20 protein-coding genes are annotated in these 17,291 nt (G+C 62.4%); 9 read left to right on the forward strand and 11 right to left on the reverse strand.

The window, feature by feature from the left end:
- The first annotated feature begins 4 nt into the window (after positions 1–4).
- The 4 genes from ACIOMR_RS09630 (at position 5) to ACIOMR_RS09645 (ending at position 5,178) form a co-directional block, all read left to right on the forward strand.
- Complete coding sequence (locus tag ACIOMR_RS09630) at positions 5–247, forward strand: exodeoxyribonuclease VII small subunit (RefSeq protein WP_003209964.1); 243 nt, start codon at positions 5–7, stop codon at positions 245–247.
- Positions 244–1,131: a (2E,6E)-farnesyl diphosphate synthase gene (gene ispA, locus ACIOMR_RS09635; RefSeq protein ID WP_401193691.1), complete on the forward strand. Its 888-nt coding sequence runs from the start codon at positions 244–246 to the stop codon at positions 1,129–1,131. Before ACIOMR_RS09630 ends, ispA begins: the two co-directional genes overlap by 4 nt.
- 110 nt (positions 1,132–1,241) lie before the next feature.
- A complete protein-coding gene (gene dxs / locus ACIOMR_RS09640) occupies positions 1,242–3,140 on the forward strand; it encodes a 1-deoxy-D-xylulose-5-phosphate synthase (protein ID WP_401193694.1) in 1,899 nt (632 codons plus the stop codon).
- A 142-nt stretch (positions 3,141–3,282) separates the two neighbouring features.
- A complete protein-coding gene (locus ACIOMR_RS09645; RefSeq protein ID WP_003209975.1) occupies positions 3,283–5,178 on the forward strand; it encodes a TonB-dependent receptor domain-containing protein in 1,896 nt (631 codons plus the stop codon).
- A 107-nt stretch (positions 5,179–5,285) separates the two neighbouring features.
- On the opposite strand, the gene ACIOMR_RS09650 is transcribed toward ACIOMR_RS09645, so the two are convergent.
- The 10 genes from ACIOMR_RS09650 to nrdR form a co-directional block, all read right to left on the reverse strand.
- Positions 5,286–6,083 (reverse strand): cobalamin-binding protein, encoded by a 798-nt coding sequence (locus ACIOMR_RS09650; RefSeq protein ID WP_401193697.1) that lies wholly within the window; start codon positions 6,081–6,083, stop codon positions 5,286–5,288.
- Complete coding sequence (locus ACIOMR_RS09655) at positions 6,083–6,502, reverse strand: nuclear FMR1 interacting 1 family protein (protein WP_008436498.1); 420 nt, start codon at positions 6,500–6,502, stop codon at positions 6,083–6,085. Before ACIOMR_RS09655 ends, ACIOMR_RS09650 begins: the two co-directional genes overlap by 1 nt.
- Entirely contained in the window at positions 6,499–7,116 is a 618-nt protein-coding gene (ribA, locus tag ACIOMR_RS09660) for a GTP cyclohydrolase II (protein ID WP_003209983.1), read from the reverse strand. The genes ACIOMR_RS09655 and ribA overlap by 4 nt, the downstream gene beginning before the upstream one ends.
- A 128-nt stretch (positions 7,117–7,244) precedes the next feature.
- On the reverse strand, positions 7,245–8,198 hold the full coding sequence (gene thiL, locus ACIOMR_RS09665) for a thiamine-phosphate kinase (RefSeq protein ID WP_102605737.1): 954 nt from the start codon (positions 8,196–8,198) through the stop codon (positions 7,245–7,247).
- A gap of 18 nt (positions 8,199–8,216) precedes the next feature.
- The gene (gene nusB / locus ACIOMR_RS09670; RefSeq protein WP_003209985.1) at positions 8,217–8,717 is read right to left on the reverse strand and encodes a transcription antitermination factor NusB; all 501 of its coding nucleotides are present in this window, start codon (positions 8,715–8,717) and stop codon (positions 8,217–8,219) included.
- On the reverse strand, positions 8,714–9,190 hold the full coding sequence (gene ribE / locus ACIOMR_RS09675; RefSeq protein ID WP_003209986.1) for a 6,7-dimethyl-8-ribityllumazine synthase: 477 nt from the start codon (positions 9,188–9,190) through the stop codon (positions 8,714–8,716). Before ribE ends, nusB begins: the two co-directional genes overlap by 4 nt.
- Before the next feature lie 90 nt (positions 9,191–9,280).
- Positions 9,281–10,372: a bifunctional 3,4-dihydroxy-2-butanone-4-phosphate synthase/GTP cyclohydrolase II gene (ribBA, locus tag ACIOMR_RS09680; RefSeq protein ID WP_003209987.1), complete on the reverse strand. Its 1,092-nt coding sequence runs from the start codon at positions 10,370–10,372 to the stop codon at positions 9,281–9,283.
- Between the two features lie 16 nt (positions 10,373–10,388).
- A complete protein-coding gene (locus ACIOMR_RS09685; protein WP_003209988.1) occupies positions 10,389–11,066 on the reverse strand; it encodes a riboflavin synthase in 678 nt (225 codons plus the stop codon).
- A gap of 34 nt (positions 11,067–11,100) precedes the next feature.
- Positions 11,101–12,237: a bifunctional diaminohydroxyphosphoribosylaminopyrimidine deaminase/5-amino-6-(5-phosphoribosylamino)uracil reductase RibD gene (gene ribD, locus ACIOMR_RS09690; RefSeq protein WP_003209989.1), complete on the reverse strand. Its 1,137-nt coding sequence runs from the start codon at positions 12,235–12,237 to the stop codon at positions 11,101–11,103.
- Positions 12,234–12,704 (reverse strand): transcriptional regulator NrdR, encoded by a 471-nt coding sequence (gene nrdR, locus ACIOMR_RS09695; RefSeq protein ID WP_003209990.1) that lies wholly within the window; start codon positions 12,702–12,704, stop codon positions 12,234–12,236. The genes ribD and nrdR overlap by 4 nt, the downstream gene beginning before the upstream one ends.
- 139 nt (positions 12,705–12,843) lie before the next feature.
- On the opposite strand from nrdR, the gene ACIOMR_RS09700 reads away from it, so the two are divergent.
- From ACIOMR_RS09700 to trxA, 4 genes are all read left to right on the forward strand, one after another.
- Positions 12,844–13,302, forward strand: a complete 459-nt coding sequence (locus tag ACIOMR_RS09700) for a YbaY family lipoprotein (protein ID WP_003209991.1) — start codon at positions 12,844–12,846, stop codon at positions 13,300–13,302.
- Complete coding sequence (locus tag ACIOMR_RS09705; protein ID WP_178903052.1) at positions 13,299–13,952, forward strand: methyltransferase; 654 nt, start codon at positions 13,299–13,301, stop codon at positions 13,950–13,952. Before ACIOMR_RS09700 ends, ACIOMR_RS09705 begins: the two co-directional genes overlap by 4 nt.
- 269 nt (positions 13,953–14,221) lie before the next feature.
- The gene (locus ACIOMR_RS09710) at positions 14,222–15,223 is read left to right on the forward strand and encodes an Abi family protein (RefSeq protein WP_401193706.1); all 1,002 of its coding nucleotides are present in this window, start codon (positions 14,222–14,224) and stop codon (positions 15,221–15,223) included.
- Between the two features lie 72 nt (positions 15,224–15,295).
- Positions 15,296–16,168: a thioredoxin gene (trxA, locus tag ACIOMR_RS09715; protein WP_003209995.1), complete on the forward strand. Its 873-nt coding sequence runs from the start codon at positions 15,296–15,298 to the stop codon at positions 16,166–16,168.
- A 3-nt stretch (positions 16,169–16,171) separates the two neighbouring features.
- Here trxA and ACIOMR_RS09720 read toward each other — a convergent pair whose 3' ends face one another.
- A complete protein-coding gene (locus ACIOMR_RS09720) occupies positions 16,172–16,519 on the reverse strand; it encodes a hypothetical protein (RefSeq protein ID WP_401193709.1) in 348 nt (115 codons plus the stop codon).
- A gap of 135 nt (positions 16,520–16,654) precedes the next feature.
- Here ACIOMR_RS09720 and ACIOMR_RS09725 point away from each other — a divergent pair, with 135 nt between their 5' ends.
- The gene (locus ACIOMR_RS09725) at positions 16,655–17,266 is read left to right on the forward strand and encodes a DUF2796 domain-containing protein (RefSeq protein WP_401193712.1); all 612 of its coding nucleotides are present in this window, start codon (positions 16,655–16,657) and stop codon (positions 17,264–17,266) included.
- The last annotated feature ends 25 nt before the right edge of the window (positions 17,267–17,291 follow it).

The raw sequence follows: 17,291 nt of genomic DNA on the forward strand, positions 1-17,291 counted from the left end.
CGCCATGGCCCGCAAAAAAGTTGCACTCGATTTCGAACAATCCCTCGCCGACCTGCAAACCCTGGTCGAGCGGATGGAGAACGGCGAGTTGTCGCTGGAAGACTCGTTGACCGCATTCGAGCAAGGCATCGGCCTGACCCGCGACTGCCAGAGCGCCCTGGCGCAGGCGGAGCAGAAGGTCCAGGTGTTGCTGGAACGCGATGGGGAGTTGGCCGAAGAACCTTTCGATGCGGAACAGCCTGAATGATCGACGCTTATCAGGCCGGCAGCCAGGCCCGGGTCAATGCTGCGCTGGAACCGCTGTTTGTCGCGCCCAGCCCTGAGCTGAACCGCCTGTATGAGGCCATGCGCTACAGCGTGATGAACGGTGGCAAGCGCGTTCGCCCGTTGCTCGCCTATGCGGCCTGTGAAGCCCTCGGCGCCCAGGCGGAGGAAGCCAACGGCGCCGCCTGTGCGGTGGAGTTGATCCACGCTTACTCCCTGGTACACGACGATTTGCCGGCAATGGACGACGACGATCTGCGTCGCGGCCAACCCACTACCCATAAAGCCTTTGATGAAGCCTGCGCGATTCTCGCCGGTGACGGCCTGCAAAGCCTGGCGTTCAGCGCCCTGCTGGACCCGCGCCTGAGCAGCGTCAACGCCGAGATCCGTCTGCGCATGGTTACCGCGCTGGCGCTGGCCGCAGGGCCTGCCGGCATGGTCGGCGGTCAGGCGATTGACCTGGGTTCGGTCGGTTTGAAGCTCGATCAACAAGCCCTGGAATACATGCACCGCCACAAGACCGGCGCGCTGATCGAGGCCGCCGTGCACCTCGGCGCCCTGGCCAGTGGCCGTGCCGACGCGGCGCAACTGGCGGCGCTGCAAACCTACGCGCGGGCCATCGGCCTGGCGTTCCAGGTGCAGGACGATATTCTCGACGTTGAAAGTGATACCGCGACCCTCGGCAAGCGCCAGGGTGCTGATATCGCACGGGACAAGCCGACTTATCCTTCGCTTCTCGGGCTGGAAGCCGCCAAGGCGTACGCCCTGGAGCTGCGGGACCAGGCCCTGGATGCCCTGCGACCTTTCGACGCGGCTGCCGAGCCACTGCGTGACCTGGCGCGGTATATCGTCGAACGTCGCCACTGACAACAGCGGCCTTTTCCACCGCATATCAGCCAAGTTCGGCGCTCTGCGTGGGCAGTTTGCGATGCTTGAGGTAAACTGCCGCCTCTTCTATACCTATAACGATTCGCCTGATGCCCACGACGTTTCAAGAGATTCCCCGCAAGCGCCCGGCCACGCCCCTGCTGGACCGTGCCAACACGCCAGCCGGCCTGCGCCGCCTGGGTGAAGCCGAGCTGGAAACCCTGGCCGATGAGTTGCGCCTGGAATTGCTCTACACGGTCGGCCAGACCGGTGGGCATTTCGGTGCCGGCCTGGGCGTCATCGAGCTGACCATTGCGCTGCATTACGTATTCGACACTCCGGACGACCGGCTGGTGTGGGACGTGGGTCATCAGGCCTATCCGCACAAGATTCTCACCGGACGCCGCGAGCGCATGGCCACACTGCGCCAGAAGGATGGCATCGCCGCCTTCCCGCGCCGCTCCGAGAGCGAGTACGACACCTTTGGCGTCGGCCACTCCAGCACCTCTATCAGTGCAGCGCTGGGCATGGCGATTGCCGCCCGCCTGCAAAACAGCGATCGCAAGGCGATTGCGGTGATCGGTGATGGCGCGTTGACCGCCGGCATGGCCTTCGAGGCGCTGAACCACGCGCCGGAAGTGGACGCCAACATGCTGGTGATCCTCAACGACAACGACATGTCGATCTCGCGCAATGTCGGTGGCCTGTCGAATTACCTGGCAAAAATCCTCTCCAGCCGCACTTACGCAAGCATGCGTGAAGGCAGCAAGAAGGTGCTCTCGCGTCTGCCCGGCGCGTGGGAAATTGCCCGTCGTACCGAAGAATATGCCAAGGGGATGCTGGTTCCCGGCACCCTGTTCGAAGAGCTGGGCTGGAACTACATCGGCCCGATCGACGGCCATGACCTGCCAACCCTGATCGCCACCCTGCGCAACATGCGTGACCTTAAAGGCCCGCAGTTCCTGCATATCGTGACCAAGAAAGGCAAAGGCTTCGCCCCGGCGGAAGTCGACCCGATTGGTTACCACGCGATCACCAAGCTGGAACCGCTGAACGCCCCGGCCGCCGCGCCGAAGAAGCCCAGCGGGCCAAAGTATTCCGGTGTGTTCGGCGAATGGCTGTGTGACATGGCCGCCGCCGATCCGCGCCTGGTGGGCATCACCCCGGCGATGAAGGAAGGTTCCGACCTGGTGGCGTTCAGCGAGCGTTTCCCGCTGCGCTATTTCGACGTGGCCATCGCCGAGCAACACGCGGTGACCTTCGCCGCGGGCATGGCCTGTGAAGGCGCCAAGCCGGTAGTCGCGATCTACTCTACGTTCCTGCAACGCGGTTATGACCAGTTGATTCATGACGTCGCGGTGCAGAACCTCGACGTACTGTTCGCCATCGACCGTGCGGGCCTGGTGGGCGAAGACGGCCCGACCCATGCCGGCAGCTTCGACCTCTCGTACCTGCGCTGCATCCCCGGCATGCTGGTGATGACCCCGAGCGACGAGAACGAACTGCGCAAGATGCTCAGCACCGGCCACCTGTACAACGGCCCGGCGGCTGTGCGCTATCCGCGGGGGAATGGTCCGAATGCGGTGATCGAAAAGGACCTTGAGCCTATCGAAATCGGCAAGGGTATCGTCCGCCGCCAGGGCAGCGGCGTTGCCTTGCTGGTGTTCGGCGTGCAATTGGCTGAAGCCTTGAAAGTGGCCGAGAAGATCGACGCCACGGTGGTAGACATGCGTTTCGTCAAGCCACTGGACGAGGCCTTGATGCGCGAGATCGCCGGCAGCCATGAGCTGCTGGTGACCCTCGAAGAAAACGCCATCATGGGCGGCGCCGGTGCGGCAGTCAGTGAGTTCCTGGCACGGGAGAATATCCTCAAGTCCGTGCTGCACCTGGGCCTGCCGGATGTGTATGTCGAGCATGCCAAGCCGGCGCAGATGCTGGCCGAGTGCGGGCTGGATGAATCCGGGATTGAAGCTTCGGTTCGTCAGCGCATGGCCCTGCTGGGCCTGTAGAAACGCGATTAAAAATGTGGAAGCGGGCTTGCTCGCGAAAGCGCTGGGTCAGTCGACAGATGCATTGACTGACACTGCGCCTTCGCGAGCAAGCCCGCTCCCACATTTGTTTTATGCCAACTTCAAATGCTACGGACAGCCCATGAACCGCCTTCGCCTCGCCCTGCCCCTTCTGTTACTGCCCGCCACCGACCTGCTCGCCGACAGTTTCGAACGCGACCAAGCCCTCAAGCTGCCCGACGTGGTGATCAGCGCCAACCGCCAGGTCCAGGCGCGCAACGACAGCAGCGCCGCCAACACCGTCTTCACCCGCGACGACATCGACCGCCTGCAACCCACCAGCGTGACCGACTTGCTCAGCCGCGTGCCCGGCGTGCAGGTTTCACAGGCCGGTGGCCGTGGCAGTCTGGCAAGCGTCTACATTCGTGGCACCAAGTCGGCCCAGAGCCTGGTGCTGGTCGACGGCCAGCGCATCGGCAACTCGACTTCCGGCGACAGCAACCTGCAACACCTGAACATCCAGCAGATCGAACGCGTGGAAGTCCTGCGTGGTTCGCGCTCGGTGATCTACGGCAGCGATGCGATTGGCGGGGTGATCCAGATTTTCACCCGGCGTGGTAACGAGTCCGGCCTGCAACCCCGCCTGCATGTGGGATTTGGCAGCAACCAGACGTGGGAACGCAGCCTGGGCTTGTCCGGCGGCGATGCGCAAACCCGCTTCAACCTCGGCGCCAGCCTGGATGACACGGCCGGAATCAATCGCACGTACGACTCCTATCCCAGCGACCGTGACCATGACGCCTATCGCAACCAGGCCATCAGTTTCAGCCTGAGCCATGCCTTCAACGATGACCTCGAAGCGGGTGTGAACGTGCTGGATAACCGCGGCAAAAGCGAATTCGACAACCCGTTCGGTCGCTTCGATTCGACCACCTTCCAAAGCTTCCAGCAAAAGCCCTACACCCACTTCACCGTGAGCAGTGTCAGCACCTATGTTGACGCGCGTATCAATGACACGTGGAAGTCCCGGCTGGAAGCGGGCCACAGCGAAAACCGCGAAGAAACCCGGGACAAGCTCAGCACCGAACGCAGCGTGTTCAACACTTACCGCAACTCACTGAACTGGCAGAACGACCTGACCCTCAATGAGCAGAACAGCCTGATACTGGGCGGCGACTGGTACGAGGACCAGGTCAACAGCAGCACAGCGTTCGCCGAAGACAGTCGCTGGAATCGAGCGGCGTTTATCCAGCACCGCTTTCAAGCCCAGTCCTTTTCCACCGAACTGGGCCTGCGTCGCGACGATAACCAACAGTTCGGCGGCCACAACAGCTGGAGCGGCACCTTCACCCTGCCGCTGAACCCGGACAATGATCTGTTGCTGAGCTACAGCGAAGGCTTCCGCGCGCCTACGTTCAACGACCTCTACTACCCGGACGAATTCGGCTTCAAAAACAGTAACCCGAACCTCAAGCCCGAGACATCGAAAAGCTACGAAGTGCAATGGCGCAGCCAGCTCAGCGACAGCAGCCGACTGGAAGCCTCGCTGTACCGCACCGATATTCAGGACGCGATCGTGTTTGCCAGCAACGGCCCGCAAAACGTCAGCGCCGCACGCATCAACGGCTTCGAGGCGGCGCTCAAGCAAGAACTGTTCGGCTGGCAAAGCAGCCTCGCCGTTGCATTGATCGACCCACGCGACCGCGACACCGGGCGCACACTGGCGCGTCGAGCCCGGCGCACCCTGAGCCTGGACCTGGATCGCCAATTCGATCAATTCGGCGTCGGCGCCAGCTGGCAAGCGGTCAGCAGCAGCTACGACGATGCGGCGAACCAGCAACGCCTGGGCGGGTATGGCTTGCTGGGGCTACGGGGCAGTTGGGCGGTGAACCATGAAGTCACGCTGGAAATGAAGCTCGATAACCTGCTGAACAAGGACTACAGCCGGGCGCTGTATCAGTATCAAGGCCAGCAATATGGCTATCGGGAAGAAGGCCGGGCACTGATGTTCGGGGTGACCTGGACGCCGGAACTCTAAGTCGTCTGCACCGGCCTCATCGCGGGCAAGCCCGGCTCCCACAGGGGACCGTGCTTATCCAGACGACTCGGTCAAATGTGGGAGCTGGCTTGCCTGCGATAGCGGTCTCACAGCCCCGGTGCAATCACCTGACACAACCGCGCCACCGCCTGCAGCATCTGCCCGCTGGGCCGTTCCAGGCCCTTGTCGGGCACCAGCAGCAAATGCCCGTTCGCTACCGCCGCCACCTGGGGCCAGGCCTTCCAGGCATCCAGCTGCGCTTGATCGCCCGCCAGAATCACCTCGGGATTACGCTGCAACACCGACTCAATACTGACCTGCGGTGCCGGTAATTTCAGGTCATCGAACACATTGCGCGCGCCGCACACACTCAGCGCATCGCTGATGATCTGCCCGCCACCCACGGTGTACAGCGGCTGGTTCCACACCTGATAAAACACCCGCAACGGCTCGGCCCGGTGATAGCGCGAGCGCAATTCGGCCAAGCGCTGACGCAACTGCGCGGCCAATTGCCGGCCGGCGTCATCCCGCCCGAGTTGCCGGGCAATGGTTTCGACCTGTGAGGTGAGTTGTTCGAGGCTGTGGGGTTCGGCGACAAATACCGGGATGTTCAGGCGTTGCAGCTGTTCACGCGGGCCCGGGCCGACGCTGCCGGGCCAAAGCAGGATCAGGTCGGGCTTGAGGCTGAGCAGCCGTTCCATGTCCAACTGCCCGTAGTTGCCCACAGACGGCACGTTCGCCAACGCCTGTGGCCGCTCGCCGCCATCCAGCACGCCCACCAGCAAATCGGCGGCGCCCAGTTCAACGACGATTTCAGACAAGGAAGGCGCAAGGCTGACCACCCGCTCAACCGCCGCAGCCTGGGCCGCGACGACCAGCAGCCACACCGCCAGCCAGACGCGCATCAACCCAACTGGCGCGGGATGCGGTAGAGGTAGAACAGCACCAGGGTCGACAATGCCAACAGAAACAGCGGCACCGCTTCCAGCCCGACAAACACCGCCAGCGCGCCGACCCAGGCCGGCAGTGCAGCCACCAGCAACGCCACACGACGACGGGCCGCGAGGGTGATCCAGGCAGCCGGTTCTTCAGGGGTATCGAGGGCTTTGCCGGTGGCGATCAGCGCGTGTTTATAGCCGTGGAAGTAACGCAGGCTGACAAACATCGAGGCTACGCCGGCGATAAAAAACGGCATCGCCAGTACCGGCAGCAAGGGCTCGGCCTTGCCAAACACGAGGTTGATCACAAACAACGGCGCCAGCGCCAACGCCAGGTATTGCCACCAGTTAAACGACAGTCGCCGCTTGACCTGGCCGCGCGTCACGCCCGGTCGGCCTCGCCCTGGTGCTCGTTGCCCATCATGTGGTCGAGCTTGCTGGCCTTGGTGGCCAGGTAGAGCTTGTTGTGCGGGTTGTGGCCGGTGTGCAGCGGCACGCGCTCGGCGACGGTGATGCCCATGTCGGTCAAGGCTTTGACCTTGCGCGGGTTGTTGGTCATCAGCCGCAGGGATTTGACGCCCAGGTGCTGGAGCATCGGCAGGCAGATCCCATAGTCGCGCTGGTCAGCGGCAAAACCGAGGCGCTCGTTGGCTTCCACAGTGTCGGCGCCGCCATCTTGCAACTCATAGGCGCGGATCTTGTTCAGCAGGCCAATGCCACGGCCTTCCTGACGCAGGTACAGCAACACGCCACGGCCTTCGCGGGCGATGGCCTGCAGGGCGGCTTCCAGTTGCGAGCCGCAGTCACAGCGCTGGCTGAACAGCGCATCGCCGGTCAGGCACTCGGAGTGCACGCGACCGAGGACCGGGGCACCGTCCGCCACGTCACCGAGGCTGAGAACAACGTGTTCGCGCCCGGTGGCTTCTTCAAGAAAGCCATTCATGGTGAACGTGGCAAAAGGGGTTGGCAGCTTGGAAGCGGCGACGAAAACGACGGGCACCTTGTGCTCCTGATTTCAGATTTCACAGGGGAGGGATTGTAACAGTAGGTTCCTACAGACGCTTAAGCTGAATTATCGCTGATAAAGATCAATAGGTTCGATTGGCCTTCAGCTTGGTTCTATGCCTTTCAGAAATGTTGATAGCCACGAATGGCCGGCGTGACGTCCTGGCCAGACGCATCCAGCAGGGTAACGCCCTGCCCCGCCTCGACCCGGCCGATTACATGGACCGGCACACCGGCGGCCAACAGCGGCGCCAGTTCGGCGGGCGGCAAGGTGAACGCCAGTACGTAGTCGTCCCCCCCGCTCAACGCGGCCACCCGGGCATCCGCCTCACCGACGAACGCCAGCAAGGCGGCGGACAACGGCAGTTTTTGCTGCTCGATCAACAAGCTGACAGCCGACGCCTTGGCGATATGCCCGCAATCAGCTAAAAGGCCGTCGGAAATATCCATGGCAGACGTGGCCTTGCCCCGCAACGCCAAGCCCAGCGCCAACTGCGGTTGCGGCGACCAGTAATGGGCCAGCAGTGGCTCGACGATAGCCGCCTCCGCCGTGCGCTGCCCCAGCACCAGCGGCAAGGCGCCCGCTGCGTTACCCAGCTCACCGCCCACACACAGCAAGTCGCCAGGCCGCGCGCCGCTGCGGGTCAAGGCCTGGCCCGCCGGCACCCGGCCAAACACGGTCATGGTCAGGCTCAGCGGCCCACGGGTGGTGTCGCCACCTACCAGAACCACGCCACAACCCTGCGCCATGGCGTTCAAGCCCTGGGCATAGCGTTGCAGCCAATCGGCATCAACCGTCGGGGTGGTGAGGGCAAGGGTAAACGCGAGGGGATTGGCGCCCATGGCCGCCAGATCGCTGACTGCCACGGCCAGCGAGCGCTGGCCGAGCAGAAACGGATCGCAGGGGTCGGCAAAATGCACGCCGGCCACCAGGGTATCGGTAGAAATCGCCAGCTGTTCCCCGGGAGGAACAGCCAGCAAGGCGCAGTCGTCGCCAATCCCCAGTGCAATGCCTTCGCCGCCCTGCGCACAGGGCGCGGCGGCGAAGTAGTTGCGGATCAGCTCAAACTCGCCCATTGCGTCAGCAAGCGCCAGTTAGCGCTTGTACGCCTTCACTTCGGCTTCACGCAGGCGCGGGGCCAGCTTGTCGAGCACGCCGTTGACGAACTTGTGACCGTCGGTGGAACCGTAGACTTTCGCCAGTTCGATCCCTTCGTTGATCACAACGCGGTAAGGCACGTCGACGCGCTTGAGCAGTTCCCAGGTGGACAGGCGCAGTACGGCCAGTTCAACCGGGTCCAGCTCTTCGATCGCCAGGTCCAGGCACGGCGTCAGTGCAGCGTCGATCTCCGCCAAGTTGGCCGGAACACCGTGCAGGATGTCGTGGAAGTAGCTGGCATCGGCCGCGCTGAAATCGTTGTCGACGCGAAACTGCGCCTCGATTTCGTTCAGCGAGGTTTTCGCCATGTGGCGCTGGTACAAAGCCTGGGTCGCGAGCTGGCGGGCCGAACGACGCTTTTCGCTTTTCGATGGCTTGCCGGCGTCTGCCGGGCGCGGGTCCTGGGGGTTGAACTGATCGCTGTCGTCGCTAATCACTTGGCCTCCAACTGCGCCAGCAGGCTGACCATTTCCAGGGCGGACAGGGCAGCTTCAGCACCTTTGTTGCCGGCCTTGGTGCCGGAACGCTCGATGGCTTGTTCGATGGAATCAACGGTCAGCACGCCAAAGGCGACCGGCACGCCGAACTCCATGGACACCTGGGCCAGGCCCTTGGTGCATTCGCCAGCCACGTATTCGAAGTGCGGAGTGCCGCCACGAATGACCGCGCCCAGGGCGATGATCGCCGCGTATTCACCCTGCTGTGCAACTTTCTGCGCAACCAGTGGAATTTCGAAGGCGCCAGGAGCGCGGATGATAGTGATATCGCTTTCGCTCACACCGTGGCGAACCAGGGCATCCACGGCACCGCTTACCAGGCTTTCAACCACGAAGCTGTTGAAGCGGCCAACCACCAGGGCATAGCGGCCTTTGGGGGCGATGAAGGTACCTTCGATGGTCTTCAGGGTCATTCGACAAATCTCTTAAAGAGCCGGGACGCGCTTAGTGCGCGCCCCTCAGTGATATTTGAACCGCGAACAAGGGGCAAACAACGCCGGCCTTTATTCGGAGGGCACGTATTCTACTACTTCCAGGTCGAAACCGGATATGGCATTAAATTTCATTGGCGCACTCATCAGGCGCATTTTGCGCACGCCCAGGTCCCGCAGGATCTGCGAACCGGCCCCGACGATGCTGTAGGTGGTCGGTTTTTTCACCGGCGCGTGGTCGGCGGTTTCGCGGATATGCGCCAGCAGCACGTCGCCATCCAGCGGATGGCCCAGCAGCAATACAACACCGCTGCCGGCCTCGGACACCGCGGACATCGCGGCCCGCAGGCTCCAGCGCCCCGGTTGCTTGACCATCAGCAGGTCGCGCAGCGGGTCCATGTTGTGCACCCGCACCAGGGTTGGCTCTTCAGCGCAGATGGTGCCCAGGGTCAGGGCCATGTGCACGTCGCCTTCCACGGAATCACGATAGGTCACCAGGTTGAACTGGCCCAGTTCGCTGTCCAGCGGCTGCTCGGCAATCCGCTGAACGGTACGTTCGTGGATCATCCGGTAGTGGATCAGGTCGGCAATGGTGCCGATCTTGATGTTGTGCAGCGCGGCAAATTCTTCCAGCTCGGCGCGACGGGACATGGTGCCGTCGTCGTTCATCACTTCGCAGATCACACCGCTCGGCTCGAAACCGGCCATGCGCGCCAGGTCGCAGGCCGCTTCGGTGTGGCCGGCGCGAGCCAGGGTGCCACCCGGTTGGGCCATCAGCGGAAAGATGTGGCCCGGGCTGACGATATCTTCGGCCTTGGCGTCTTTCGCGGCAGCGGCTTGTACGGTGCGGGCGCGGTCAGCAGCGGAGATGCCGGTGGTGACACCGGTGGTGGCTTCGATGGACACGGTGAACTTGGTGCCAAACCCCGAACCATTGCGCGGCGCCATCAACGGCAGCTTCAGCAGCTCGCAGCGCTCGCGGCTCATCGGCATGCAGATCAGGCCACGGGCGTGCTTGGCCATGAAGTTGATGTGTTCCGGCTGGCAGCACTCGGCGGCCATGATCAGGTCGCCTTCATTCTCGCGGTCTTCGTCATCCATGAGGATGACCATCTTGCCTTGGCGGATGTCTTCAACCAGTTCTTCGATGCTGTTGAGCGCCACGCGGCACCCCCTTGGGTCAGGATTTAAGGTAGCCGTTAGCGGCTAAAAAACTTTCAGTGATGTTCCCGGCGGGCCCTTGAAGAGAGTCAGACTCTGCGGCCTTATCGCCCAATAGAAGGCGCTCCAGGTAACGGGCAAGCAAGTCCACTTCCAGGTTCACCCGGCGACCCGGCTGGTACGACGCCATGATGGTTTCGCTCAGGGTGTGGGGAATGATGGTCAGTTCAAATTCGGCGCCATTCACGGCGTTCACGGTCAGGCTGGTGCCGTCGACGGTGATCGAGCCTTTGTGGGCGATGTACTTGGCCAGCTCTTTCGGTGCGCGAATGCGAAATTCCACGGCACGCGCGTTTTCGCTGCGAGCAACCACTTCGCCGACACCGTCGACGTGGCCGCTGACCAGGTGCCCACCGAGGCGGGTGGTCGGGGTCAGGGCTTTTTCCAGGTTCACCGGGCTGCCGCTCTTGAGGTCGTTCATCGCGGTGCAGTCCAGGGTTTCCCGGCTGACATCGGCGGCAAAGCCGTTGCCAGGCAACTCGATGACGGTCAGGCACACACCGCTGACGGCGATGCTGTCGCCCAGTTTGACGTCGCTCAGGTCGAGCTTGCCGGTTTCAACCAGCAGGCGTACATCGCCGCCTTTTGGGGTCATTGCACGGATGCTGCCGATGGATTCGATAATGCCGGTGAACATGCCGTTCTCCTGAAGACGTGGCGCAGGCCGGAAATTATACGCTCGCTGATGGCAGAGGGATGGCAGTGACTCGCCAGTCATCGCCAACAGCGCGCATTTCAGTGATCTTGAGTTGGGGGGCGTCGGCCAGTTTCTCAAGCGGCCAGTCCAGCAAAGGCCGGGCGGCAGAGCCAAGAAACTTGCCGGCGACGAATATCACGTACTCGTCCACCAGCCCTTGCTGGGCGAAGGCACCCGCCAGGCTTGGGCCGGCTTCCACCAACACTTCGTTGACACCACGGGCCGCCAGGGCCACCAGCGCGGAACGCAGGTCGACCTGGCCGTCGACACCCGGCACCACCAGGCACTCGGGGCCTGTGGGGTACTGGTTGTCCGGCGTCACGCAGGTGATGACCAGCGCGGGGCCAGCCTTGAAGAACGGCGCATTCAGCGGCACCCGCAGGCGGCCGTCGATCAGCACACGCAGCGGCGGACGGGACATCGCCAGGGCGGTGGTTTCTTCATCCAGGCCCAGTTCGGCGGCGCGCACGGTCAGGCGAGCACCGTCGGCCAGCACCGTGTCGGCGCCGGTCAGCACCACACTGGCCTGGGCACGCAGGCGCTGCACAGCGGCACGCGCGGCCGGGCCGGTGATCCATTGGCTTTCGCCGTTGGCCATCGCGGTGCGACCGTCCAGGCTCATGGCCAACTTGACCCGCACAAACGGCAGGCCATGCTCCATGCGCTTGAGAAAGCCCGGGTTAAGCGCCCGCGCTTCGTTTTCCAGCAAGCCGCTGTGGGTCTCGATCCCGGCCTGGGCCAGGCGGCGCATGCCGCGCCCGGCGACTTCCGGATTCGGGTCCTGCATCGCTGCCACCACACGGGCCAGGCCGGCATTCACCAAGGCATCGGCGCAGGGCGGTGTGTGCCCGTGGTGGCTGCACGGTTCAAGGGTCACGTAGGCCGTGGCGCCCCGGGCCTTGTCGCCCGCAGCCCGCAGGGCGTGGACTTCCGCATGGGGTTCGCCGGTGCGCACGTGCCAGCCTTCGCCGACAACCTGCCCGTCACGCACGATCACGCAGCCAACCCGGGGGTTGGGGTGGGTGGTGTACAGGCCCTTGCGCGCCAATTCCAGGGCACGGGCCATGTAATGGGCGTCGAGTACCGCTTGTTCTGCCGAAGGTGGGTTCATTCTTTTACCGGCTCACGGGCCAGGCGGTCGATCTCTTCGCGGAACTCGTTGAGGTCCTGGAAGCGTCGATACACCGAGGCGAAACGGATATAGGCGACTTCGTCGAGCTTTTGCAGCTCGCCCATCACCAGTTCTCCAACCACCAGGGATTTGACTTCGCGCTCGCCGGTGGCGCGCAGCTTGTGCTTGATGTGCACCAGTGCCGCTTCCAGCCGCTCGACACTCACCGGGCGTTTTTCCAGGGCGCGCTGCATTCCGGCGCGCAGTTTTTCTTCGTCGAAAGGCTGGCGACTGCCGTCGGTCTTGATCAGACGTGGCAATACCAGTTCGGCGGTTTCGAAGGTGGTGAAACGTTCACCGCAGCCAGAAGCCAGGCATTCACGCCGGCGACGCACCTGTTCGCCCTCGGCGACCAGACGCGAGTCAATGACCTTGGTGTCGTTGGCACCGCAGAAGGGACAGTGCATGGTGGCAGGCAACAAAAAATGGGAGGGCCATGGTAGCGCATCCCTGTGGCAAGACAAGCCATAGCCTTTACGGTATATAGGCTGACTATTATGTTTCATATTTTTTAAGCCACGGATTTTGTCCTTTCTGGAGCCGTACATGCAGTTACGACCACTTGTTTTGCTCACGTTGCTCGGTTTTCTGGTCGCCTGCAGCAGCCATGCCCCAAAACCTGCGGCGCCGGCTCCGGCACCGCAACAAGAGAAAAAACTGCCGGGTGTGGAAGAAGATCTCGGCCCGTTGCCCGCCTACCAGCGTGAAGTCAGCGGCCAATTGAACGGTATACCGGCGGGTGCGGAAGTCGAACTGGCGCTGCTGGTGATCGACGACCGTTCGCGCCCGCAACAACTGCTGGCCAGCAGCGTGCTGATCGGCAACAACAAGCCCCTGGCCTTCCGCCTGCGCTTCAACCCGCAAGCGTTCCCGGCGGGCGGGCGCGTTGAATTGCGTGGTCGCGCCAGCCAGTCCGGCCAGTTGATCCTGCACCTGCCGCCGGTGCGCATCACCCAGGCGATCACCCAGACCACCGGGCCGCTGCAACTCGTTCCCGCACCATGACGCCACCGCTGGGCCTGCAACGCGCACTGAGCGAACTGATCGGCGACGCCCAACTGGTGCCCTGCCCGCTGCCGGGCACCGAGTTGTCGCTGTGGTTACTGGACGCCGACAACATGGACCGCGCCTTCAGCCCCGAAGAAACCCGGCGCATCCTGCATGAGCCGCCGTACTGGAGCTTTTGCTGGGCCAGTGGCCTGGCGCTGGCGCGATACCTGGCGGCCAACCCCGAGTGGGTCGCGGGTAAGCGGGTGCTGGATTTCGGCGCAGGTTCGGGTGTTGCCGGGATTGCCGCGGTAAAGGCCGGAGCGCTGGAAGTGGTGGCGTGCGACCTGGATCCGCTGGCCCTGGCTGCCTGCCGGGCGAATGCCGAACTCAACGGCGTAACACTGGGCTATTCAGAAGACTTCTTCACCGAAGCCGATCGGTTTGACCTGATCCTGGTCGCCGATGTGCTGTACGACCGGGCGAACCTGCCGCTGCTGGATCAATTCCTGACACGCGGCCGCGAAGCGCTGGTCGCCGATTCCCGGGTTCGGGACTTCCAGCACCCGGAGTATCAGCGCCTGGGTATCCTCGACGCCCTGACACTGCCCGACCTGGCCGAGCCGTGGGAGTTTCGCAAGGTGAGCCTGTACCATTCGCAGCGATAGTCGCGCCTATCAAACCCGCAAATCTCCAGTAACAGATGGGCTAAGACAGTCTTCAGCGTAGCGTGGAAAATGGCCGCCTCTCGCACGCTACCTGGACGACCAAAGGGTATGCCAAACCCCCGATTTGCATCCGTCGCCTCTTGCTCAAAAAGCTTGCAAACGTTACCGCTACTGCCTAATCTTTGCCGCAATACACCCGCCATGCCTCTGGTCGCGCAAGTGACTAAGCACAAATTGTGCGGGTTTTTTATGCCTGGCGTTTTTTGGGCATGAGAACGTTCGACAAACCTGCCATTGATGTTCCCTCCCAGATAGAACTGCTCAAACAACGTGGCTTGCTCATTCAAGATGAAGCCCGTGCGCAGTGTTTCTTGCAGTCCGTCAGTTTTTTCCGATTGAGCCCCTACATGCGCCCTTTTCAGCAATCGGGGGATGTCGATCATCGATTTCGCGATGGCACAGGTTTTCGTCAGTTAACTCGACTCTACGACTTTGACCGCAGGCTTCGATTGTTGAGCATGGATGCCATTGAACGCGTGGAAATAGCGACCCGCTCGATGATCAGTAACCATATGGGGCCCAACTATGGCAGCCATTGGTATACCGATATCGGAATGTTTCAACAGGCATTTGACCACCAACGCCTACTCGCAACATTGCAGTCCAAGCAATGTGCCGCTATCCGAGACTATGAGCGCGAATGCCTGCGAATAGATCGGTTGCAAGCCGAAAGCGGTCGCAAAGCGCATCTCAAACGCCAGAGAGCAAAAGAGAGTTACGCCCGACACTACCCCACCACCTACGACCAACCACCACTCATGCCCGGCTGGGCAATGCTGGAAGAACTCACACTCGGCGACCTGTCCCATCTCTACAAAGGCTTGGCCAGGGATTCAGACAAGAAGGCTATCGCCAGACGCTTGGAACTCCCCGCCCCTTTGATGCAATCCTGGCTGCACACGCTGACCACTATTCGTAACATCTGCGCACACCATGCGCGAATGTGGAATCGAGAATTGGGCATTCGCCCAGAACTGCCCAAAAAAGCCAACTTCCCATGGCCCAGGCACCTTCTTCATCCTGGCACTCATACCCGTATGTTTGCAGCACTCTGCATTCTTAATCACCTAATGCATAAAGTGTGTCCACACGCTCACTGGGACCGGCGCCTGCATCAACTGACTGAAGACTTTCCCGATGTCAGCCTCAAAGCGATGGGTTTTCCTCAAGACTGGTACCAGGACCCTTTCTGGCATCCTGTACGCGCTTAATCGCGGCATAGCTTCCGGTCGCCTCCTCCAGTCTTTATAGTTGCCCCATTCCTGCTTTCTTCGAGATTCCCCATGAGTGAGCCCACGCCGTACATCTTCGATGCCACCACCGCCACCTTCGATCAGGCGGTGATCCAGAACTCCTTCGAAAAACCCGTGCTGGTGGATTTCTGGGCCGAGTGGTGCGCGCCGTGCAAGGCGTTGATGCCGATGCTCGCGCAGATTGCCGAGAGTTATCAGGGTGAGTTGCTGCTGGCCAAGGTCGATTGCGATGCCGAGCCGGACGTGGTCTCGCGCTTTGGCATTCGCAGCCTGCCGACCGTGGTGCTGTTCAAGGATGGCCAGCCAGTGGATGGGTTTGCCGGTGCGCAGCCTGAATCCGCCGTGCGCGCGATGCTGGAGCCCCATGTGCAGATGCCACCACCGGCGGCTGCCGATCCACTGGAGCAGGCCCAGGCGCTGTTTGCCGAAGGCCGTATCACCGACGCCGAGGCCGTGCTGGTCACCCTGCTTGGCGAAGACAACACCAACGCCGCCGCGCTGATCCTGTACGCACGCTGCCTGGCCGAGCGCGGTGAACTGGGCGAAGCGCAAACCGTGCTCGACGCCGTCAAGAGCGATGATCACAAGGCCGCACTGGCCGGCGCCAAGGCGCAGATCACTTTCCTGCGCCAGGCCGCCGACCTGCCGGACGCCGCAGACCTGAAAGCCCGCCTGGCGCAAAACCCGCAGGATGACGAGGCGGTGTACCAACTGGCCGTGCAACAACTGGCGCGCCAGCAATACGACGCCGCGCTGGATGGCTTGCTCAAGCTGTTCATCCGCAACCGCAGCTACAGCGAAGGCCTGCCCCACAAGACGCTGTTGCAGGTGTTCGAACTGCTCGGCAACGATCACCCGCTTGTCACGGTGTACCGCCGCAAGCTGTTCGCCGCGCTGTATTAAGCCTTACTCGATCCAACTGTACAGCGGCGTATCCCCGCCGCTGGCTACCTTGACCTTGGCGCTATGGCGCAGGCGCACCAGCAGGCGCTTGCCCGCCGAGGCGCTGCCGGCCAGGCCTTCCAGCTGATCAAGCAATTCCAGGCCGTTGAGTTGCCCGGCCTTGCGCAGCAAATCCTGGGCGGCCTGCCACAGGCTCTCGTCCAGGTTACCCGCGGCCGGCGCCACCTCGGGCTCGGCACTCGGCGGTTTGCTGGCCTGCAACTGCGCGCCCAGCCGGGCCCAGTCGCCGTCATCCAGCTCCAGGGTCAAGTCCACCGGCAGGTCACCGACGGTTCCACGAATTCTCAACATCGCACTTACTCCCGCACTTTTCTGACGAGCATGCTCCCACGCGTCTTGCGCTACGCCAAGCGGGCGGTCAAACTCCTCGCAAAATTGTTATAAGATCACATAACAAAACTTTCATCTTTGTCCGGGAGCTCCACCATGCGCCGTATGCTGCTCGCTTTGCCGTTTGCCCTGTTGCCACTGGCCATCGCCCAGGCTGCCGACGAGCACGACCATGATCACGAGCACGGCAGCCTCGGTGCCCACGAACACGGCGTGGGTCGCCTCAATGCGGTGCTCGACGGCCAGGCCCTGGAGCTGGAACTGGACAGCCCGGCGATGAACCTGGTGGGTTTCGAACATCTCGCCACCACCCCTGCCGATAAAGCCAAGGTCGCCGCTGCCCGCAAACAACTTGAACAGCCTTTGGTGCTGTTCAGCCTGCCCAAGGCCGCCGGTTGCGTGATCAGCACCCAGGAACTGAACAGCCCGCTGTTCGGCGACAAGCCTGAAGCCGACCACGATGAAGACGATGACGACCACGCCACCGATGGCAAAGGCGCCGCCGCCCACGAACATCACCACGACCACAGCGAAATCCACGCTCACTACCAGTTCACTTGCGCCACGCCGACCGCCCTGAGCAACCTCGACCTGACCCAGGTGTTCAAGACCTTCCCTGCCACCCAGAAAATTCAGGTACAACTCATTGGCCCGAGCGGCCAGCAGGGTGTGGAAGCGACCGCACAGGCAGCTACCCTGAAATTCTGATGTAAACACCACACTGTAGGAGCTG

Origin of the sequence: Pseudomonas sp. NPDC087814 (assembly GCF_044742865.1) — a bacterium.
Taxonomy (GTDB): Bacteria; Pseudomonadota; Gammaproteobacteria; order Pseudomonadales; family Pseudomonadaceae; genus Aquipseudomonas.